The following is a 20,687-nucleotide window of genomic DNA, read 5'->3' on the forward strand; positions in this document are numbered from 1 at the left end:
CGGGGGTGTCGCACCAGGCTAGCATCGCGGCGATCAAATCTCCGGCGACTTCCCTGCCGCCGCAATACGCTCAGCGCATCGGGAGCAGCCGCGTCGATACCACCGGGGCCCCGTAGGCCTACTCGGTCGCCAGCGTGCGGGGCAACTCGTGCCGCAGGGCCGCCGTCGTCGGAACGACGATTGCGGCGAGGATGAGGACGAAGCCTCCACCCGCGACCCAGCCGATCGTCGCGAACGACACCGTCGAGAACGGAAGAGACAATTCGGCGGCGATGACGAAGCCACCGAGGATCGTCGCGACGGTGCCGAGCAACGCGGCGGTGACGGCGTAGATCATGGCTTCCCAGAGCGCCGTGAGGAGTATCGCGCCCCGGGTAGAACCGGCTGCTTGGATGAGGGCGAACTCCCGCTCGCGGGCGTGTGCAGACATGAACACGGTCGCCGCGGCCGTGACCGCCGAGAGCAGCAGCGGACCGCCCAGCAGGATCACGACGCTCTCGGGAGCCAAGTCGAATCCCTCACTCCTACCGGTTCGCGCGGCTTGGGCCGCCGCGAGTGTCGCACCCGTGGTGTAGAGACCGCCGGCGAGGGCGATCGCCACCATGAGCGGTCCGACCGCCGCGCTGGACTGACTGAGTCGATATCGGGCGGAAGTGCGAGCCAAGAACCAGGATGCCGATGCGCTCGGCGGGATGAGCGATGTCCACGCGCGGAGCACCGACGGGAAGACGAGCGGTCCGGCTGCGGCGAGAGTGCCGGCGATGAGAGGGGTCAGCAGGATGGCCTGGCCGGAGAACGCCGAGAGGGAGGCGTCGCCGTCGAGGTTCACCGCGAGTGTGATCGTGCCGCCGAGGGCAGCAGCGGTGAGGACGACGCGGGGCCATCCCATCGTGACTCGTGGGGGTTCCGGGTCGCGCAGCGCCGTGATCGGCGGCGTGAGACACGGAAACGCGTGGCACGCGCTGATGCGTCGGCCGTGGCGTTTTCTGTTCAGCCGATGGCCGTGGCTCGCGTTCGTCTACCTGTTGGCGAGCGCGGCGATCGGTGTCGTCCTGCTGCCCGCGATGATCGCGACGTTCCTGCTCCTGCCGCTGTGGGGTATCGCCATCGGTGCGCTCGAACGCCGCCGCACCCGCCTCCTCGGCTTCCCTCGCCAGACGTCGGGGCACGTGCCTCTCACGCGCGAGCAACGTCACATCTGGCTCGCCGTGCGCGTGAACGAAGGGGCCACCTGGCGGGAGTCAGCCGGGCTGGTGATCGATCTGGTGCTCGGCTGGGTGGCACTGGCTGTTCTGTTCGTTCAGGGAGTGTGCCTGGTCGTTTTCGTCTTCGTCGGTCTTTCGGGAGCCCGTGGCCCCAACCGCATCACCCTGTTCGCCGATGTGCGCATCGTCGTGGGACCCGACAACTGGTGGCTGGTCGTCCCGATCGCTCTGTTCGCCCTGTTCGTGTTCGCCTATCTGAATGCGGTGCTCGCCGCCGCGCAGGCAACGCTCCTCCGGATGCTGTGCGGTCCCCGCCACCGGGAACTCGCCCGCAACGTGGAACGACTCGTCCAGTCGAGGTCGACGCTCGTCGCAGCGTTCGAGGCCGAGCGCCGACGCATCGAACGGGACCTGCACGACGGCGTGCAGCAGGAGCTCGTCACCCTCGCCGCCCGGCTCGGCATGGTCAGCCTCGAACTGGACGACCTCGCCGCGCGTGGCACGGCCACCGGTTCGGCCCGCGATGCCCTCGACGCGGCGCAGGGCCAAGCGGAGCGCGCGATGGCCACACTGCGCAACACCGTGCGCGGCATCCATCCCGCCATCCTCACCGATCACGGGCTCCGCCCCGCCCTGGCCGAACTGGCCGACCGCACCCCGGTCCCCCTCAGCCTCGACGTTGCGGACTTCGGCAGGCTCCCGTCGTCGGTGGAGACTGCCGCGTACTACCTCGTCACCGAGGCGATCAGCAACGCCGCCAAGCACACCGATGCGACCCGGCTGATCGTCCACGCCCGTGTCGAGGAGGAGACGCTCACCGTGACCGTCACCGACGACGGGCAGGGCGGCGCGGACGAGCAAGCCGGTACCGGACTCCGCGGATTGCGTGAGCGCGCCGACACCCTCGGCGGACAGTTCACGATCGTCAGCCCACAAGGAGGACCGACGACTCTGAACGCTAGGCTCCCGGTCCTCACCGAGAGCGGTGAGCAGCGTGCGTCTTCTGCTCGCTGAGGACTCCGCGCTGCTGCGCGAAGCGTTGATCGCTCTCCTGGAACGGCTGGGCCACACCATCGCCAGAACGGCGCAGAGCGCGCCTGGACTCCTCGAGGCGTTCGACCAGCTCACCGAATCCGAGGAACCGCCCGACCTCGTCCTCACCGATGTGCGGATGCCACCGGGCCACGGCGACGATGGGCTCCGCGCCGCTCTCGAGATCAGGACCTTTCATCCGTCCCAGCCCGTCATGGTTCTTTCGCAGTACATCGCCGACACCTATGCCCGCGAGCTCCTCACCCTCCCCGAAGGCGCGATCGGCTACCTACTGAAAGACCGCGTGAACCGCATCCGGGACTTCGCGTCCGCGCTCGAGACCGTCGCATCGGGTGGAACGGTCATCGACCCCGATGTGGTGCAGCACCTTCTCAGCGAATCCCTCGCGGGACCGCTCGACGGCCTCACAGCGCGGGAACGGGAGGTGCTCGCGCTCATGGCCGACGGACGGTCGAACACCGATATCGCCGGCGTTCTCTTCCTCACCGATGCCGCCGTGAGCAAACACATCGGCAACATCTTCGCCAAGCTCGGCCTCGGCCCGGTCGAGGAGAACCGCCGCGTCCGAGCAGTCCTGACCTATCTCCAGGCTGCACGACCGTGACACCGCGCGACCGCGGCTCGGCCGTCCGCACCCCGCTCAGCGCATCGGCAACAGGCGCGTCGGGGAGGGGGACGCGGTGCGGTGGCGCACGCGGCCCGGGACGCCCGTGCGGGCGTCGAGCGGGAGCGACACGATCTCGTCGGCGAGTTGACCGGCCACGAGCAGCGTGTCGTTGACCACGACGTGGTGCCGCGGCCAGTGCGTTCCGGCCTCCGCGAGCGCGGTGAACTGCAGCGCCTCGCCCGCACCGCGGACGGCGAGCACGCCGATCGTGTCGCTGCCCCGCACGCCCGCGTAGAGCGTCGTGCCGTCGCGGCTCGTGCTCAGCTCGGCGGCGGTGTCGCCCTCGAGTGTGCCGAGCAGCGGCTCACCGGAGACGACGCGCCAGCGGCCCTCGGCATCCGGGGTCAGGACGAAGACCTCGCGGCTGAGCTCGGTCACGACGTAGAGATGGCCGGACGGATGCCACACCCCGTGCCGCGGTCCGCTGCCCTTCGGCAGCACGACCTCCTGTGTGAGGCGCAGACCCGCATCCGTCGAGCGCCAGAAGCGGACGAGGTCGAGTCCCATGTCGGTCGTGGCGAGGAGGCCGCGCGGCAGCACGATCGTCTCGTGCGCGCGTGAGACGCGGGCGCCGACGACGGCTTCCTCGGACTCGGCGTCGGTCTCGGGCAGAGCGTCGTACTCCGGCACGAGGTGCCCGTACTCCTCGCCCGCGGCTTCGCGCAGCGCCCGCGCGGCGGCCGCGAGGTCGGGTACCGCAGCGCCGGAGACGGCCGCGCCGGTGTCGACGACGAACGGATCGTCGGTGGAGCCGTACGGGTCGTTCGCTGCCGCGGCGATCACCGGAGCGGAGGGACGGCCGGTGGCATCCAGGGCAATCCGGACGACGCGACCGTCGCCCCAGCAACTCGCCACGAGGAACGTTCCGTCGGGGGCGACGGCGACGTGACAGACGGCGGCACCGGCCGGGACCGGGGCGCCGAGCGGCGCGAGGCTCGTCTCGCCGGTGCGGCGGTACGCCTGCACCGTGCCCTCGGACTCCAGGGCGGCATAGAGCACGTCGAGCTGTAGGTGCGACGCGACCCACGACGGCGAACCGGGAGCTGCGACGGCGGTGCCGACCATGCCGAGGGGACCGGACGCCCAGACCGAGTCGACGTCACCCGCTTGCAGGATGCCGATGCCCTCGGCCGAGCCCGCGTCGGGGGCGTAGGCGCCGACCCAGAACCGCACGTCAGTCGATCAGGTCGTGACGGACGATGACCTGGTCACGGGCCGGACCGACGCCGATGACCGAGATGCGCGTGCCGCTCATCTCTTCGAGAGCGAGGACGTAGTCCTGCGCCGTCTGCGGCAGCTCCTCGAAGGTGCGCGCGGTCGAGATGTCTTCGCTCCACCCGGGCAGGTACTCGAGGATCGGCTTGGCGTGGTGGAAGTCGGTCTGGTTCACCGGCAGGTCGTCGAACCGAACCCCGTCGACGTCGTACGCGACGCACACCGGGATCTGCTCGAGACCGCCGAGGATGTCGAGCTTCGTCAGCACGAGGTCGGTGATGCCGTTGATGCGCGTGGCATAGCGCGTGATGGGGGCGTCGTACCAGCCGACGCGGCGAGGGCGGCCCGTCGTCGTGCCGAACTCGAAGCCGCGCGAGCGCAGGTAGTCGCCGTTCTCGTCGAACAGCTCGGTCGGGAACGGGCCGGAGCCGACGCGGGTCGTGTACGCCTTCACGATGCCGACGATGCGGTCGAGGCGGTTGGGTCCGACGCCCGATCCGGTCGCGGCGCCACCCGCGGTGGCGGACGACGAGGTGACGAACGGGTAGGTGCCGTGGTCGACGTCGAGCATCGTGGCCTGGCCGCCCTCGAAGACGACGACGTCGCCGGCATCCAGGGCGTCGTTCAGGAGCAGCGAGGTGTCGCTGACCATGGGGCGGACGCGGTCGGCGTACGACAGCAGGTCGTCGACGATCTCGTCGGCGGTGATCGCGCGGCGGTTGAAGATCTTCACGAGCAGGTGGTTCTTCTGGTCGAGAGCGCCCTCGACCTTCTGCCGCAGGATGTTCTCGTCGAACAGGTCTTGCACGCGGATGCCGACGCGGTTGATCTTGTCGGCGTAGGCCGGGCCGATACCGCGACCGGTCGTGCCGATCATGCGCTTGCCGAGGAAGCGCTCGGTGACCTTGTCGAGCGTGCGGTGGTACTGCGTGATGATGTGCGCGTTCGCGCTGATCCGCAGCCGGCTCGTGTCGAGGCCACGGGCGTTCAGCGCCTCGAGCTCGTTGAAGAGCACCTCGAGGTCGATCACGACGCCGTTGCCGATGACCGGGTTCACCCCGGGAGACAGGATGCCGCTGGGCAGCAGGTGCAACGCGTACTTCTCGTCGCCGATGACGACGGTGTGACCGGCGTTGTTGCCGCCGTTGAACTTCACCACCCAGTCGGTGCGCTCACCGAGCAAGTCGGTGGCCTTGCCCTTGCCTTCGTCGCCCCACTGGACGCCGACGATCACGATTCCGGGCATGTGCGCTCCTCGCGTGTTATCCGGCGGTACACCCCATCCTATCGAGGGGGGTACGACACGACCGTCCGGCTCCGCCCCGTGGCCCTCGCGCGCAGCGCCCGATATCTTCTCCTCATGCGCGACACCGGGGCCGGCACGATCGTCTGGAGCATCCTGCGTTTCGGCGCGGCCGGCGCGATCGCCGCGGCGATCATCGGCCAGCTCGTCCGATCCATCAGCATCTCGGCCGAGAAGGGCTGGCCGATCGCCCAGACGGTGGTCGACTTCTTCAGCTTCTTCACGATCCTGTCCAACGCCACCTCGATGGTGGTGCTCGTGATCGGCGCCGTCCTCCTGCTGCGGCCCGGAACGGTCGACTCCCGCGTCTTCGCGACGGTCCTCGTGAGTGTCACGACCTACATGCTGATCACCGGGATCGTCTACAACCTGCTGCTGCGGAACATCCCTCTCCCCCAGGGGTCGACCGTGCCGTGGTCGAACGAGATCCTGCACGTCTGGGCACCGCTGTTCTTCCTGCTCGACCTTCTGCTCGCCCCGCGCCGACGGGCCCTGCCCTGGACGACCATCGGCACCATCGCCGTCTTCCCCATCGTGTGGCTCGTCTACACGCTCGTGCGCGGACCGTTGACCCTCGACTTCCGCACCGGCAACGCGTGGTGGTACCCGTACCCGTTCCTGAACCCCCACGTGCAGCCGTGGGGCTACGGCGGCGTCGCCCTCTACTCCGTCGGCATCGCGATCGCCATCCTCGGACTCGGCGCGATCGCGATCGGGGTCGGGCGCCTCCGCGGGCGACGCCGGGCGGTGGCCCCGGGTTCGGGCGTTTCGGGGGCCGGCATCCGTCCCGAATAGAATCGAGGGCATGTCCAAGGTCCTGCAGTCCCTTCCCGTCGGCGAGCGCGTCGGCATCGCCTTCTCGGGGGGTCTCGACACCTCGGTCGCCGTCGCGTGGATGCGCGACAAGGGCGCCGTCCCCTGCACCTACACCGGTGACCTCGGGCAGTACGACGAAGACGACATCGCTTCGATCCCCGGTCGCGCCACGCAGTACGGCGCCGAGATCTCGCGCTTGGTCGACTGCAAGACCGCCCTCGTCGAGGAGGGCTTCGTCGCCCTCGCGTGCGGCGCGTTCCACATCCGCTCGGGCGGACGCACCTACTTCAACACCACGCCCCTCGGCCGCGCCGTCACCGGCACCCTCCTCGTCCGCGCGATGAAGGAGGACGGCGTCGACATCTGGGGCGACGGCTCCACGTACAAGGGCAACGACATCGAGCGGTTCTACCGCTACGGACTGCTCGCCAACCCGGCGCTGCGCATCTACAAGCCGTGGCTCGACGCCGACTTCGTCACCGAGCTCGGCGGCCGCAAAGAGATGAGCGAGTGGCTCGTCGCGCACGACTTCCCCTACCGCGACTCCGCCGAGAAGGCCTATTCGACGGATGCCAACATCTGGGGCGCCACGCACGAGGCGAAGACGCTCGAGCACCTCGACGTCTCGCTCGAGACGGTGGAGCCCATCATGGGCGTGCGGTTCTGGGACCCGGCGGTCGAGATCGAGACCGAGGACGTCACGGTCGAGTTCGAGGCCGGTCGCCCGGTCGCGATCAACGGCACGCGCTTCGACGACCCGGTGGCGCTCGTTCGCGAGGCGAACGCGATCGGCGGCCGTCACGGTCTCGGCATGAGCGACCAGATCGAGAACCGCATCATCGAGGCGAAGTCGCGCGGCATCTACGAGGCGCCCGGCATGGCGCTGCTGTTCATCACGTACGAGCGCCTCGTCAACAGCATCCTCAACGAGGACACCCTGGCCACCTACCACGAGCAGGGTCGCCGCCTCGGGCGCCTCATGTACGAGGGCCGCTGGCTCGAGCCGCAGTCGCTCATGCTGCGCGAGTCGATCCAGAAGTGGGTCGGTTCCACCATCACGGGTTCGGTCACCCTGCGCCTGCGCCGTGGCGAGGACTACACGATCCTCGACACCGTGGCATCCGGGATGTCGTACTCGCCCGAGAAGCTCTCGATGGAGCGCGTCGGCGACGCCGCATTCGGCCCCGTCGACCGCATCGGCCAGCTCACGATGCGCAACCTCGACATCGCCGACTCGCGCGCCCGCCTCGAGCAGTACGCGGGACTCGGCCTCATCGGAGGCCCGACCGGTGAGCTCGTCGGCGACGTCGCCGTCGGCGGCGCCCGCGAGATCATCGAGCCCGCGACTCCCGTCGGCGCCGCGGACGAGCGTCTCGCCGACGCAACGGATGCCGCCGGAGAGTCCGCCGCGTTCGACGCCGGCACCGACTGACCCAGCCCAGCGCGCGAGGGGTCAATTTCTGTCGCTTCTTCCGGCCGTAGGCGACACTTTTTGACCCCTCACACGAACGGAAAGTGCACACGGGCGTGCAAGATAGGCGTATAGTCGGGTGACGTGAGAACGCCCGCCACCCGTCGTGACGCCGTGGAGAACCGCGCCGGCATCGTCGATGCCGCCACCGCGGCGATCGGCCACGACCCCCACGCCTCCATCGCCGAGATCGCCGCGCGCGCCGGCCTCTCGCGCCGCGCCCTGTACGGCCACTTCGACGACCGCAATGCCATCGTCCGCGAGGTCATCGCCGCGGGCGCCGCGCGCTTCAACGCCATCGCCGACCGCATCGACGACCCCGACTCGCGGCTCGCGCTCGCGCGCCTCGTGTCCGAGCTGTGGCGCGAGGCCGCGCACGTGCAGGCCGCGGCCTCCCTTGCGCTCGACGACGCACACGTGTCCGAGACCGCGGCATCCCTCGCTCCCCTCCGCCGCCGCATCGACGCGATCGTCCGCCGCGGCCAGGACGCCGGCGAGCTGCGGACCGACCTCTCCGCCCCGACCCTGTCGCGCCTCCTCGAAGAGACCGGACGCATGGTCGTGACCCGCGTCGACGCCGAATCGACCGCGGCCCGCGAGATCGCCGTCACGGCGGTCCTCGGTATCGCCGGCCTCTCGTGGACCGAGGCCCGGCAGCTCATGGCTCAGCACCCCGACCTGGAGGCGCAGTGAGAATCGTCCTCGACGCGGTCACGAAAGGACGCGCGCAGCGCGCCCTCCCCGAGACCTCCACCTCCTTCGAGACCGGGCGGGCGACGCTCGTCGTCGCGGAGACCGAGCAGCGTCCCACGGTCCTCGGGCTCGTGGCATCCGGTCGGATGAAGATCGACGGCGGGTCCGTCACGATCGACGGACGGACGGATGCCGGTCAGCTCCGCCGCCGCGTCGCCCTCGTCGATGCGCCCGTCGTGTCGGAACCCTCGTCGAACGTCACCGTCACGGGCGTGGTCGCCGAGGAGCTCATGTTCGCCGGACAGGCGCCCACGCCCTTCGCCGCGCAGCGGTGGCTCGAGGGACTCGGGCTGGAGTCGGTGGCATCCCTCCCGATCGGGAACGTCGATGCGCCGCAGCGGATCCGCCTGCTGCTCGAACTCGCGGCGCTGCGGAAAGGCGTCGACGGGCTCGTGCTCGTCGCGCCTGACCGGCACGGCGGCCAACCGGCCGCCTGGTGGCGGATCGCCGAGGAGTTCGCCGAGCGCGGGTACGCGGTGCTCGTGATCGCGGGGCACGCCTCGCTCACGGCGCTCGAGGCGCAGGGTGCGATCGAGGGCGACGGGGCGCTGGAGCCGGTGGTCGCCGCCGAACCCGCGCTCGAGCCGGCACCCGCCGACGACCCGGCCGCGGAACCCGTCGAGAACCCCGACCCCGCCGAAGACCCCGCCCCCGAGGCCGACACCCGTCAGGAGGACGCCCGGTGAAGATCCCGCAGATGATCGCGGCGGAGCTGCGCCGCCTCACGTCGACCCGCATGTCGATCCTCGCCCTCGTGGCGCTTCTCGCCGTGCCGATCGTGTACGGCGGGCTGTATCTGTGGGCGAACCAGGACCCGTACGGCAACCTGTCACAGGTCCCCGTCGCGCTCGTCGTCGACGACCGCGGCGCCCAGATCAACGGCGAACAGCGCAACCTCGGCGATGAGGCAGCGGACCAACTGCTCGACAGCGACACGTTCGAGTGGCATCGCGTCGACGCCGACCAGGCCGCGACCGGACTCGAGCGCGGCGACTTCGACTTCATCGTGACGCTCCCCGCCGACTTCAGCGACGCCGTCGCCTCGCTCTCGAGCGACTCCCCTCGGCAGGCCTCGATCGAGCTGCGCACGAACGACGCGAACAACTACCTCGCCTCGACGATCGGCTCGCAGGCCGTCGCGCGCATCCAGGAATCGGTGGCGAAGAAGGTCACCGACGAGGCCGGCCTCACGCTCCTCGATGCGCTGCACACGATCCGGATGAACCTCGTGGATGCCACGACCGGGGCGACCCAACTCGTCGACGGCCTCGGCACCGCGAAGTCCGGGTCGTCGCAGCTGGCCTCGGGCTCGGCACAGCTCGCCGACGGCACCGCGAAGCTGTCGGACGGCGCCGCGCAGCTGCGCGACGGAACCGCCCAGCTGCGCGACGGCTCGGCCCGCGTCGCGGACGGCGCGCAGCAGGTCGCGGGCGGCGTGGATCGCATCGACGCCGCCGCGCGACAGGTCGGCTCGATCGCCGGGGATGCCGCGGCCCAGCTGCCCCAGGCTCGCGCGGACATCGCGAAGGCTCTGGCGGACGCCGGGCTCACGCAGGCGCAGATCGACCAGATCCTCTCGCGCCTCGACCCGGTGGGCGACCGGCTGCAGGCGGCGAACACGCGCGTGCAGGACACCGTCCAGCAGATCAACACGCTCGACGACGGGGCGCGTCAGGTCGCCTCCGGCAGCGCGCAGGTGGCATCCGGAGCCTCCACCGCCGCGGATGGCGCGTCGGCCCTCGCGGACGGCGCCGCGTCGGCGGCTACCGGAGCCGCGCAGCTGCGCGACGGCGCGAGCCAGCTCGACAGCGGCCTCGGGCAGCTGTCGGACGGAGCGACGAAGCTGCGCGACGGCCTCGCGTCGGGTGTGCAGCAGATCCCCGACTCCGACGACCGGACCCGGCAGGCGCAGGCCGACACGATCTCCGACCCGGTGAACGTCGGGTCGACCTCGATCACCAAGGCGCAGAACTACGGCGCGGGCCTCGCCCCGTTCTTCGCGGCGCTGGCCGGCTGGATCGGCATCTACGCCCTGTTCCTCATCGTGAAGCCGGTGTCCAAGCGCGCGGTCACGGCGCTGCGGTCGCCGTTCCGCGTGACGCTCGCGGGGTGGCTGACCCCTGCGGGCCTCGGCGCCGTCCAGATGGTCGGGCTGTTCACGATCCTCGCGTTCGCACTGCAGTTCTCGTTCGCGAATCCGTGGGCCGCCCTCGGCATCCTGATCTTCGCCTCGGCGACGTACGCGGCGATCGTCCTCGCGCTGAACGTGTGGCTCGGATCCGTCGGCCAGTTCCTGGGGCTCGTCCTCATGGTGCTGCAGCTCGTCACGGCCGGCGGCACGTTCCCGTGGCAGACGCTGCCCGGGCCGCTCGCGGCGCTGCACCACGTGCTGCCGATGGGATACGTCGTGGATGCCATGCGGCAGGTGATGTACGGAGGCGACATCAGCCGCGTCGGGACCGACCTCGCCGTGCTCGGCGCGTGGCTGGTGGGCGGTGTGCTGCTCGCGGCGATCGGCGTCACGCGCATGACGCACCACCGCACGCTCCGCGACCTGCAACCGAGCCTGATCGGCTGACGCGGGCGGGCGGCCTCCTTCTCGGCGCGGTCGCGGGCGGCTCGCGCAGCGTCAAGACCGTGCGCCCGCACGCACCGCGCCGTAGGGTCGTTCCACGACGATCGCGAAGGGATGCCATGGCCGCCCGCAACACCCGCCTGATGCGCTGCACGCCCGACGACCTGTTCGCCGTGCTCGCCGACGGCTGGCTGTACCCGGTGTGGGTCGTGGGGGCCGCGCGGATGCGCGACGTCGACCCGGAGTGGCCGCAAGAAGGCGCCCGGATCCACCACTCGCTGGGCGTGTGGCCCGTGATGGTGCACGACACCACCGAGATGGTCGAGTGGGACCCGCCGCGCCGCGTCCGACTGCGACCCAAGGCAGGGCCGCTCGGCCGCGGCGTGATCCGCTTCGACGTGCGCCCGCACGGGGACGGGATCGCCGTCACGATCGCCGAGGAACCGGTGTCGGGGCTGCCGGCTGTGCTCCCTGGCATCCTGTGGCGCCCCCTGCTGGTCCTGCGCAACCACGAATGTCTGAACCGCCTCGCGTTCCTCGCGGAGGGCCGACGGGAGGAGCGCGAGCGGGGCGAGCTCGAAGCGCGGCCGGTGACTCCCGACCCCGCGGACGGCGCAGCGTCGCCGCAGGCCGAGAGCGACGCACAGGAATCGGATATCTGAACCTGCGGCAAACGGGAATGCGAAGCCGCTCGACGGCCTTATAGTTGACAAAACACAACTTTCTCCGGTGTCGGCGACGCCCGTCCGCCGACCCGCCTCGCGCCGCGTATGACCCTTCACGCGGCACTCTCTGTTCGGCCCTCTCTGTATCGAGGAAACGTGACCACTGCTGCCGTGTCGACCCCGACCACTCGAAGCACCCCGGTGATGACTCACCGCCAGATCCTGTTCGTCATCTTCGGGCTCATGGCGGGAATGTTCCTGTCCGCGCTCGACCAGACCGTCGTCGGAACCGCGATCCGCACGATCGGTGACGACCTCAACGGACTCAGCCAGCAGGCGTGGGTGACCACCGCCTACCTCATCGTGTCGACGATCGCGACGCCGATCTACGGCAAGCTCTCCGACATCTTCGGCCGCCGTCCGCTGTTCATCATCGCGATCGTGATCTTCATCGTCGGCTCGATCGCCGCGAGCTTCTCGACCTCGATGATCGAGCTCTCCGCGTTCCGTGCGATCCAGGGCCTCGGCGCCGGTGGCCTGATGTCGATGCCGCTCGCCATCATGGGCGACATCCTCGCTCCCCGCGAGCGCGCCAAGTACCAGGGCTACTTCCTCGCGGTCTTCGGCATCTCGTCGGTCGTCGGCCCGCTGGTCGGCGGCCTGTTCGCGGGCGCGCCCGAGATCCTCTTCCTCGCCGGCTGGCGCTGGGTGTTCCTCATCAACGTGCCGATCGGCCTCGTCGCCCTCGCCATCGTGGTGCGGTTCCTCCACATCCCGCGTCACCCCCACGGCGCCGTCCGCATCGACTGGTTCGGCGCGGCGACCGTCATCATCGCCCTGGTGCCGCTGCTGCTCGTCGCCGAGCAGGGCCGCGAGTGGGGCTGGACCTCGCCCATCGCCGTCGCCTGCTACATCGTCGGGGCCCTCGGCATCCTGGCGTTCATCCTCATCGAGCGCAGCATGAAGGACGACGCGCTCATCCCGCTGAAGCTCTTCCGCTCCTCGACGTTCTCGATGGCGACGATCATCGGTGTCTTCGTCGGTTTCGCGATGTTCGGCGCGATGCTCACGCTCCCGCTGTACCTGCAGCTCGTGCTCGGCTCGAACCCGACCGAGAGCGGCTTCCAGCTGCTGCCGATGATCCTCGGCCTCATGATCTCGTCGATCGTGAGCGGCCAGATCATCTCGCGCACCGGCCACTACCGGATCTTCCCGACCATCGGCACGGCGTTCATGGCGCTGGGCTTCTTCACGCTCACCTTCATCAAGTACGACACGTCGTACTGGCTGATCGCCGGCGCGATGCTCCTCATCGGCCTCGGTCTCGGCCAGCTGATGCAGACGCTGACGATCGCGTCGCAGAACTCGGTCGGTCCGCGCGACATCGGTGTGGCGACCTCGGGCTCGACGTTCTTCCGTCAGATCGGTGGAACGCTCGGCACCGCGGTGCTGCTGTCGCTGCTGTTCACGCTCGTCCCGCTGAACCTCCAGACGAACTTCCGCGACCAGGGCACGCTGACGGACGCCCTGGATGCCGCGCTCGACCCGACCGTGGCGGCCGCTCCGGCCAACGCGGGCATCATGTCGAAGGTCTACGACCCGTTCGTCGAGAAGCTCACCGACGCGGCGCTGACGGGTGCGCAGGACGGCGTGCAGCAGGCGAAGGACGCCGCCTCCGCCGCCGTGGCGCAGCAGGTCGCGGCCGGGACGATCCCCGCCGCCGCGCAGGCGCAGGTCACGGCCGCCGCCGAGCAGCAGGCGATCCAGCAGGCCGCCACGGCGATCCAGGAGAAGCTGCTCGTCGCGAAGATCGCGGCGGACGGCACGGTGACGCTGGACTTCTCGGATGCCACCGCGCGCCGGGCCTTCGTCGACCAGGCCGTTCCGCAGATCATCGACAACATGTCGAGCTCGTCGGACTCGTCGTTCGACAACAGCACCATGGATGACACGTCGTTCCTGAACGGCGCCGACCCCCGCCTCACGAAGCCCCTGCTGGTGTCGTTCAACCAGTCGAGCGTCAGCGTGTACTGGGTCGCGATGGGAGTCGCGCTCATCGCCTTCGTCCTGACGCTGTTCTTCCGGACGCCCCCGCTGCGTGCGAAGTCGGCGCTGCAGGAGTCGGCCGACTCCGAGCGCAAGGCCGCCGAGGCCATCGCGCTCGGCTGAGGCTCGGGTGGGGTCGCGGCGCTCCCGCGTTGCGGCCCCACCGTCCCGCTCCATAAACGCTTCCCCTCGGCGTAAACGCTCTGTCCGGGCGTTTCTGCCGAGGGGGAGCGTTTATGGGTGGGAGCGGTGGATGCCACGGCACGATTTGCGCGCATCACCCCGCGCCCATCCCCGGCCCCGCGCCCGTCCCCGGCCCCACGCCCGGCCCCTGCCCCGGCCCCTGCCCCGGTCGCATCCGGGCCGGGTGGCATCCGGGTCCCCTCGTAAACGCTCGGCCTCGGCAGAAACGCCCTCGCCGAGCGTTTCTGCCGAGCGCGAGCGTTTATGCAGCCATGGGCGTCGGCCGCGACGGCGCAGCGCCGCCGCAATGCGGCCCGCGCGTCAGCTCTCGGGACGGGACGGGGCGGCGATCGAGCCGCCCTCCTCGGTGCGGTGCTGTAGGTCGTCGACGTACAGGCCGGCTTCGTCCATCGTCCGGTTGCGGTACGCGGCGCGGCCGACCATGTGCGCGGCCAGCGGGGCCGTGGCGAACTGGATGAGGACGATCGGGATGCCGAAAGCCAACGCCTCCCACGTGCGCACCGCCAGCACGACCGCGGTGACGATCAGCAGCACGCCCAGCACCTGCGGCTTCGTCGCGGCGTGCAGGCGCGAGGGGACGTCGGGCCAGCGCAGCAGACCGATCGTCGCCGTCAGGCACAGCACCGCGCCGATCAGCACGAGCACGAGCGCGACGACGTCGAGGACCGATTCCAGGGTCACCGGGGGTTCTCCTTCCGCGCCACGAACCGCGCGACGGCGATCGATCCGAACACACCGACCGCCGCGATGATGAGCATCGCCGGGAGCGACCGGGTGTGGTGGTTGATGACCATGTCGGCGCCGAGGATGCAGACGACCTCGGTCAGCAGCACGTCCGCGGCGACCGCGCGGTCGAGGATCGACGGCCCGATCACGAGGCGGATGAGCGCGAGCACCGCGGCGACGGCGAACACGACCAGGATGACGACGATGAGGGCGGTCATATCGGGGTCCGTCCGTCGCGGGGCGTCTCGGCTGCGCGGTGCGCGTGGTCGTCGGCATCCGCGATCTGCCGCCGGAGGTCGGCGAGCTGCGCGCGCGACCCCACGGCACGCGTGATGCGAGCCTCCCACCCGAGCACGACGCGGCGCTGGTGCTCGGCGTCCGCGTCGCTGCGGACGCCGATGGTGTGGAGGAACAGCGTGCGTCCCTCGCGGTCGACGTCGACGATGAGCGAACCCGGAATGAGGGATGCCGTGACCGCCGTGTGCGCCATGATCACGTCGTCGTCGACGCGGAGCGGGACGGCGATGATGGCCGCTCCGGGCGGGCGCCGGAAGTCCAGCACCTGCCACGCGACGACGAGCGAACCGCGCACGACCGCGGCGAAGAACGTCACGACGAAGACGAGGCCGTACCAGAGGTTCAGGCGTCCCGACAGGTCGACCGGCGGCAGGCGGAACACGCGGGTCACGAAGACCGCGGCGAGGATGCCGGTGACGAACGCGAGCCACGTGAGCTGGCCCCACAGCAGCATCCACAGGGCCACCAGGACGACGAAGAACGGCAGCTGCTGCAGGAAGAAGCCGACCTGCGACCGGCGGGACGGGCTCATCGCTCGGCCCCCTCGTCCTGCAGCTGCACCAGCGTGATTCCCTCGGTGATGCGATCGCCCGCGCGCAGGCACAGGTCGAGCAGCGGTCCCGCGAACACCGTCAGCGACAGCGTGACGACCACCATGCCGGCCGTCGCCGCGGTCATGATCTTCGGGATCGTGCGCCGTTCGGTCGAGATCGCGGCCGCGGGCGCGTTGCCGAGGTAGGCGATGCGTTCCGTGGTCTCGGCGGAGTCGTTCTCCTCGCGCCAGAACGACAGGTTCCACGCGCGCATCAGGGCATAGAGCGTCAGGATCGAGGTCACGATGCCGCCGACGATCAGCACCATCATCACGGGCGTGCCCACCTGCGCGGCGGCGTCGAACAGCGCGTACTTGCCGATGAACCCGGAGAACGGCGGGAGCCCGCCGAGGTTGATGGCCGGGATGAAGTACAGCACCGCGAGCACGGGCGCGGCCCGCATGAGGCCCTTCACCTTGAGGATCGACGTGCTGCCCGCGCGGCGCTCGATGAGGCCGACGGCGAGGAACAGGGTCGTCTGCACGATGATGTGGTGGACGATGTAGTAGATCGTCGCCCCCACCGCGAGCGGGGTGTTGATCGCGAGTCCGAAGACCATGTAGCCGATGTGGCTGACGAGCGTGAACGACAGGATGCGCTTGAGTTCGGCCTGCGCGACGGCGCCCAGGATGCCGACGATCATCGTCGCGAGCGCGACCATCATCAGCACGAAGTTGAGATCGTTCGCGACGAACAGCTGCGTCTCGGTGCGGATGATCGCGTAGACGCCGACCTTGGTCAGCAACCCCGCGAACACCGCGGTGACCGGCGCCGGAGCGGTCGGATACGAGTCGGGCAGCCAGAACGACAGCGGGAAGACCGCCGCCTTGATCGCGAAGGCGAGCAGCAGCATGAGGTGCAGGATCGTCTGCACGTCCTGCGGCAGCTCGGCCATGCGCTCGCTGATCTGCACCATGTTCACGGTGCCGAGGGCGCCGTAGACCATCGCGATCGCCGCGAGGAACAGGATCGACGACACCAGCGACACGACGATGTAGACCACGCCCGTGCGGATGCGCGACTCGGTGCTGCCCAGGGTGATCAGCACGTACGAGGCGACGAGCAGGATCTCGAAACCGACGTAGAGGTTGAACAGGTCGCCCGCGATGAACGCGTTGAAGATGCCCGCGCCGAGGATGAGGTACGCCGGGTAGAAGATCGAGACCGGGGTGTCCTCGTCGTTGTCGGCGGCGCCCTGACCGATCGAGAACAGCAGGACCGCGAGCAGCACGATCGCGGTGACCACCACGAGCAGCGCCGCGAGCACGTCGACGTACAGGACGATGCCGAGCGGAATCGGCCACGCCGCGATCGCCACCGCGATCGGACCGCTCGTGTCCACCGCGACCAGCAGGATCGCGCCGAGCACGAGCACCGTCGTCAACGACGCGACCGACACCAGGATCTGCGTCTTCTTCCGGCGGCCGAAGATGAGGTTGATCGCCGCGCCGAAGAGCGGGATGCCGACGAGCAGGGGGACCAGGGCGCTCACGCGCGATCACCGTCTTCCGGGTCTCGGGTGTCGTCCTCGGATGCCACGGGCTCGGCGGATCCCTCGGGTCGCCGCGTGTCGCCCTGCGGCCGGTCGCGGCCGACGGCCACGCGGTCGACCGGGGCGTCGTCGACGAGCTGCGAGAGGTCGCCCGCGTGCAGCACCCGGATCGGTGAGACGGCGTCGCCGATGAAGTCGGTGGTGACGTCGGTGTCGTCCGAGCGCGACTCCTCGTCCATGGCATCCTCCGGCTCGGCGGCCGTGCGGGCGCGGATCGCGACGTCTTCCGCGTCGTCGACGACGGTGTCGGCCTGGCCGAGCTGCCACGAACGGTAGATGAGCGCGAGGAGGAACGCGGAGATGCCGAACGTGATGACGATCGCCGTGAGCGCGAGCGCCTGAGGCAGGGGATCGGCCATGTCCGCGGCATCCGTCTTCCCGTCGTCGTAGAACGGCGCGAGCGCGGGCCGTCCCATGACGATGAGCAGCAGCAGATTCGCCGCGTTGCCGAGCAGCAGGAACCCGATCAGCACGCGCGTGAGGCTGCGCTCCAGCATCGCGTACACGCCGCAGGCGAAGAGCACCGCCATGACGATGATGAGGACGAATGAGATACTCACGGCACCGTCACCGTCCCGGTGTCGGTCCCGGCGTCGGCGGCGATGTCGGCGGCATCCTTCGACTGCCGGTCGACCTCGGCGCCGAGGCTGCGGAGGACGTCGAGCACGAGACCGATCACGACGAGGTAGACGCCGACGTCGAAGATCGTGCTGGTGACGAACTCCCAGTGCCCGATGAGCGGCAGTTCGCCCTCGAACGTGAAGCTCTGCAGCGGCGCGTAGCCGAAGAACAGCGGCACGATCGCGCACAGCACTGCGAGCGACATGCCCGCGCCGAGGAGACGTCCGGCGTCGGTGGGGGCTGCGGCGCCGAGCTCCCAGCGTCCGCCCGCGATGTACCGCATGACGAGGCCCATACCCGCGACGAGGCCGCCGGCGAAGCCGCCGCCGGGGAGGTTGTGCCCGGCGAAGAGCAGGTAGAGGGAGATGAGCATGATCGCGTGGAACAGCACGCGGATGATGATCTCCATCAGGATCGACCGATTCTCGGGTTGCACCTTCGCGCCCGACACGAGCCAGGCCCGCGGCGCGTCGGTCTCTCCCGCACGCTGCGCGCGCACGCCGCTGTCGGTCTCGACCAGCGGTCGCCGACGTCCGAGGCCCACGCGACTGCGGGCGGTGCCCGAGCGCCGGCGCGAGAGGTTGTCGCTGCGGTCGGTGATGAAGACGAGGGATGCCACGCCCGTGGCGGCCAGGATGAGCACCGACAATTCGCCCATGGTGTCCCAGCCGCGGAGGTCGACGAGCGCGACGTTGACGACGTTCTTGCCGTGACCGATCTCGTACGCCAGGGGCGGCCACTCGAGCGATATGGGCGCGTCCTGTCGCGCGCCGGTCGCGACGACGGCGACGAGCGCCATCGTGAGGCCGACGCCGACGCCGAGCGCGGCGCGCGCAATCGGGGCGACCGAGGCGTTGTGCTCGCCCATGCGCGCGGGCAGACGCCGCAGCACGAGCGCGAACACGACGAGCGTGATGGTCTCGATCAACACCTGCGTGAGCGCGAGGTCGGGGGCGCCGCTCGTCGCGAACAGCACGACCATGCCGAGGCCGGTCACCGACACCAGTGCGACGCCCGTGAAGCGCTTGGGCGCGCGGACCGCGAGGATGCCGGCGGCGATCATCACCGGAGCGGCGAGGAGCTGCGCGGGCGACTGCCACGCGTCGAGCTGCGCACGCCATTCGTCGGACGCGAGCAGCGCCGTGCCCTCGGCCACGACGAGGACGACGAAGATCGTCCCGACGTAGAACGGCAGTGAACCGCGCTGGAACCGCGCCGTCGTCCACTCCGACGACCGGTCGATCGCGCGCAGCACGCCGTTGTACGCGTCGTTCGCCGTGAAGGGCAGCATCCGCTTGCGCTTGTGCAGCTGCGTGCGGCGCACGAGCCAGAAGATCCCGGCGCCGAGCGCGAGCGTGCCGAGCGAGAGGAACAGCGCCGGCTCGAGGCCGTGCCAGAGCGCCAGGTGGTAGGGGTACTCCGGGGCCGGGACGCCCGCGGTCGCCTCGGGGACGGTGTCGGCGTACGGCGCGAGCCATCCGTCGACGATCGGAGCGAGGAAACCGAGCGCCAGCGTCGCCGCCGACAGCAGCACGGGCGAGGCGAGGAATCCGATCGGCGGGTCGGGCCACTCGGTGCGCTCGATGGACTTCTTGGTCCAGAACGCCCCCCAGAGGAATCGGATGCCATACCCCGCCGTGAGAGCCGATCCGGCCACGACACCGATCAGCGCGACGATGCCCCACGGCGCGCCTTCGGTCGCCTCGTGCCAGAGCGCGGTGAGCGCGGTCTCCTTCGCGACGAAACCGAAGGCCGGGATGACACCGGCCATCGAGGCGATCGCGATGAACGCGGCGGTCGCCATGACGGGTGCCTGGCGACCGACGCCGGACAGTTCGCCGATGTCACGCGTGGAGAGCTGGCGGTCGATCACGCCGACGACGAGGAAGAGGCACGACTTGAACAGTGCGTGGCTGAGGACCAGCGCGATGCCGGCGAGAGCGGCATCCCGCGTGCCGTATCCGAGCATCACGGTGAGGAAGCCGAGCTGACTCACCGTGCCGAAGGCGAGGATGCGCTTGAGGTCGCGTTCGCGGAGCGCCTGGAAGCCGCCGAGCAGCATCGTGAAGACGCCGAGCGTGATGAGCGTGGGGCGCCAGAACGGGGTGTCGGCGAAGCCGGGGGCCAGGCGCGCGATCAGGTAGATGCCCGCCTTCACCATGGCCGCGGCGTGAAGGTAGGCGCTCACCGGCGTCGGGGCGGCCATCGCGCCGGGGAGCCAGAAGTGGAACGGGAAGATCGCGGACTTGCTCAGCGCCCCGACGAGGAGGAGCAGCACGGCGACGTCGACGACGGGCCCGACGGGCGGGTCGGCGAGGATCGCGGACAGGCTCGTGGTGCCGGCCTGGACGACCATGAGCACGACGCCGATCAGCATGACGAGCCCGCCGAGCGTCGTCACCAGGAGGGCCTGGAGCGCAGCCCGGCGGCTGGCGGCACGTCCGTGGTAGTACCCGATCAGCAGGTACGACAGGACGCTCGTGACCTCCCACAGCATGATCAGCACGACGATGTCGTCGGTGAGCACGAGGCCGTACATCGCCCCCGCGAAGGCGAGGAGCACCGCGGAGAACTGCCCGACGCCCGTCGTCTTGCCGCGGAAGTACCAGCGGCAGTAGAGCATCACGAGCGCGCCGACGCCGGTCACGATCAGCGTGAGGAGCCAGCCCAGAACGTCCATGCGCATCGAGAGCGTGACGCCGAGACCGGGGATCCAGGCGTATTCCTCGAACGGAATGGCACCGGAGAGCACCGCCGGCGCGAGCACGATGGCGTGCGCGAAAGCGAGGGCGGGGAGGACGGCGGCGACGTAGAACGCTCGGGCGCCGATCCACGCGACGAGAACGGGCAGAAGCAGAGGAACGAGGGCGAAGGCGCCGAGGAATGCCAGCACGAGTGGGCCTCCTCGGGGTCGACGGGCAGGTG

Annotated in this window: 18 protein-coding genes; 9 read left to right on the forward strand and 9 right to left on the reverse strand. The window is 70.0% G+C overall.

What is annotated here, in order from left to right:
- Positions 1-118 precede the first annotated feature (118 nt).
- Positions 119-889, reverse strand: coding sequence for an FtsX-like permease family protein (locus AVW09_RS09350; protein WP_063257825.1), 771 nt, complete (start codon positions 887-889; stop codon positions 119-121).
- Between the two features lie 46 nt (positions 890-935).
- On the opposite strand from AVW09_RS09350, the gene AVW09_RS09355 reads away from it, so the two are divergent.
- On the forward strand, positions 936-2,219 hold the full coding sequence (locus AVW09_RS09355; protein ID WP_197462599.1) for a sensor histidine kinase: 1,284 nt from the start codon (positions 936-938) through the stop codon (positions 2,217-2,219).
- Positions 2,200-2,862 (forward strand): response regulator transcription factor, encoded by a 663-nt coding sequence (locus tag AVW09_RS09360; protein ID WP_197462600.1) that lies wholly within the window; start codon positions 2,200-2,202, stop codon positions 2,860-2,862. The genes AVW09_RS09355 and AVW09_RS09360 overlap by 20 nt, the downstream gene beginning before the upstream one ends.
- A gap of 36 nt (positions 2,863-2,898) precedes the next feature.
- On the opposite strand, the gene AVW09_RS09365 is transcribed toward AVW09_RS09360, so the two are convergent.
- Positions 2,899-4,098, reverse strand: a complete 1,200-nt coding sequence (locus tag AVW09_RS09365) for a lactonase family protein (RefSeq protein WP_063257828.1) — start codon at positions 4,096-4,098, stop codon at positions 2,899-2,901.
- Position 4,099: 1 nt separating this feature from the next.
- A complete protein-coding gene (locus tag AVW09_RS09370) occupies positions 4,100-5,386 on the reverse strand; it encodes an adenylosuccinate synthase (RefSeq protein WP_063257829.1) in 1,287 nt (428 codons plus the stop codon).
- Positions 5,387-5,500: 114 nt separating this feature from the next.
- Between AVW09_RS09370 and AVW09_RS09375 the strand changes: the two genes are divergently transcribed.
- The 7 genes from AVW09_RS09375 (at position 5,501) to AVW09_RS09405 (ending at position 13,892) form a co-directional block, all read left to right on the forward strand.
- Positions 5,501-6,238 (forward strand): Pr6Pr family membrane protein, encoded by a 738-nt coding sequence (locus AVW09_RS09375; protein WP_063257830.1) that lies wholly within the window; start codon positions 5,501-5,503, stop codon positions 6,236-6,238.
- Positions 6,239-6,248: 10 nt separating this feature from the next.
- Complete coding sequence (argG, locus tag AVW09_RS09380) at positions 6,249-7,691, forward strand: argininosuccinate synthase (RefSeq protein ID WP_063257831.1); 1,443 nt, start codon at positions 6,249-6,251, stop codon at positions 7,689-7,691.
- 123 nt (positions 7,692-7,814) lie between these two features.
- Positions 7,815-8,423: a TetR/AcrR family transcriptional regulator gene (locus AVW09_RS09385; protein WP_022878555.1), complete on the forward strand. Its 609-nt coding sequence runs from the start codon at positions 7,815-7,817 to the stop codon at positions 8,421-8,423.
- On the forward strand, positions 8,420-9,169 hold the full coding sequence (locus tag AVW09_RS09390) for a hypothetical protein (RefSeq protein ID WP_197462601.1): 750 nt from the start codon (positions 8,420-8,422) through the stop codon (positions 9,167-9,169). Before AVW09_RS09385 ends, AVW09_RS09390 begins: the two co-directional genes overlap by 4 nt.
- A complete protein-coding gene (locus tag AVW09_RS09395; RefSeq protein ID WP_063257832.1) occupies positions 9,166-11,061 on the forward strand; it encodes a YhgE/Pip domain-containing protein in 1,896 nt (631 codons plus the stop codon). Before AVW09_RS09390 ends, AVW09_RS09395 begins: the two co-directional genes overlap by 4 nt.
- A 116-nt stretch (positions 11,062-11,177) precedes the next feature.
- On the forward strand, positions 11,178-11,720 hold the full coding sequence (locus AVW09_RS09400) for an SRPBCC family protein (protein WP_063257833.1): 543 nt from the start codon (positions 11,178-11,180) through the stop codon (positions 11,718-11,720).
- 207 nt (positions 11,721-11,927) lie between these two features.
- Positions 11,928-13,892: an MDR family MFS transporter gene (locus tag AVW09_RS09405; protein ID WP_063257834.1), complete on the forward strand. Its 1,965-nt coding sequence runs from the start codon at positions 11,928-11,930 to the stop codon at positions 13,890-13,892.
- A gap of 381 nt (positions 13,893-14,273) precedes the next feature.
- Here AVW09_RS09405 and mnhG read toward each other — a convergent pair whose 3' ends face one another.
- From mnhG to AVW09_RS09435, 6 genes are read right to left on the reverse strand one after another with little or no spacing between them, the layout of a single operon-like run.
- A complete protein-coding gene (gene mnhG / locus AVW09_RS09410) occupies positions 14,274-14,648 on the reverse strand; it encodes a monovalent cation/H(+) antiporter subunit G (RefSeq protein ID WP_051038695.1) in 375 nt (124 codons plus the stop codon).
- 2 nt (positions 14,649-14,650) lie between these two features.
- Positions 14,651-14,917 (reverse strand): monovalent cation/H+ antiporter complex subunit F, encoded by a 267-nt coding sequence (locus AVW09_RS09415; protein WP_022878547.1) that lies wholly within the window; start codon positions 14,915-14,917, stop codon positions 14,651-14,653.
- Positions 14,914-15,528 (reverse strand): Na+/H+ antiporter subunit E, encoded by a 615-nt coding sequence (locus AVW09_RS09420; RefSeq protein WP_022878546.1) that lies wholly within the window; start codon positions 15,526-15,528, stop codon positions 14,914-14,916. Before AVW09_RS09420 ends, AVW09_RS09415 begins: the two co-directional genes overlap by 4 nt.
- Positions 15,525-17,081 (reverse strand): Na+/H+ antiporter subunit D, encoded by a 1,557-nt coding sequence (locus AVW09_RS09425; protein ID WP_063257835.1) that lies wholly within the window; start codon positions 17,079-17,081, stop codon positions 15,525-15,527. Before AVW09_RS09425 ends, AVW09_RS09420 begins: the two co-directional genes overlap by 4 nt.
- Positions 17,078-17,701 (reverse strand): Na(+)/H(+) antiporter subunit C, encoded by a 624-nt coding sequence (locus AVW09_RS09430; RefSeq protein WP_063257836.1) that lies wholly within the window; start codon positions 17,699-17,701, stop codon positions 17,078-17,080. The genes AVW09_RS09425 and AVW09_RS09430 overlap by 4 nt, the downstream gene beginning before the upstream one ends.
- Positions 17,698-20,655, reverse strand: coding sequence for a Na+/H+ antiporter subunit A (locus tag AVW09_RS09435; protein WP_063257837.1), 2,958 nt, complete (start codon positions 20,653-20,655; stop codon positions 17,698-17,700). Before AVW09_RS09435 ends, AVW09_RS09430 begins: the two co-directional genes overlap by 4 nt.
- Positions 20,656-20,687 lie beyond the last annotated feature (32 nt).

It is taken from the genome of Microbacterium sp. T32 (assembly GCF_001619615.1).
Classification (GTDB): Bacteria; Actinomycetota; Actinomycetes; order Actinomycetales; family Microbacteriaceae; genus Microbacterium.

Bases quoted from the DNA above. Each gene is read 5' to 3' on its own strand.
- AVW09_RS09350 (WP_063257825.1), bottom strand. From the start codon at position 889: ATGGGATGGCCCCGCGTCGTCCTCACCGCTGCTGCCCTCGGCGGCACG.
- AVW09_RS09370 (WP_063257829.1), bottom strand. From the start codon at position 5,386: ATGCCCGGAATCGTGATCGTCGGCGTCCAGTGGGGCGACGAAGGCAAG.
- AVW09_RS09375 (WP_063257830.1), top strand. From the start codon at position 5,501: ATGCGCGACACCGGGGCCGGCACGATCGTCTGGAGCATCCTGCGTTTC.
- argG (WP_063257831.1), top strand. From the start codon at position 6,249: ATGTCCAAGGTCCTGCAGTCCCTTCCCGTCGGCGAGCGCGTCGGCATC.
- AVW09_RS09400 (WP_063257833.1), top strand. From the start codon at position 11,178: ATGGCCGCCCGCAACACCCGCCTGATGCGCTGCACGCCCGACGACCTG.
- AVW09_RS09405 (WP_063257834.1), top strand. From the start codon at position 11,928: ATGACTCACCGCCAGATCCTGTTCGTCATCTTCGGGCTCATGGCGGGA.
- AVW09_RS09415 (WP_022878547.1), bottom strand. From the start codon at position 14,917: ATGACCGCCCTCATCGTCGTCATCCTGGTCGTGTTCGCCGTCGCCGCG.
- AVW09_RS09420 (WP_022878546.1), bottom strand. From the start codon at position 15,528: ATGAGCCCGTCCCGCCGGTCGCAGGTCGGCTTCTTCCTGCAGCAGCTG.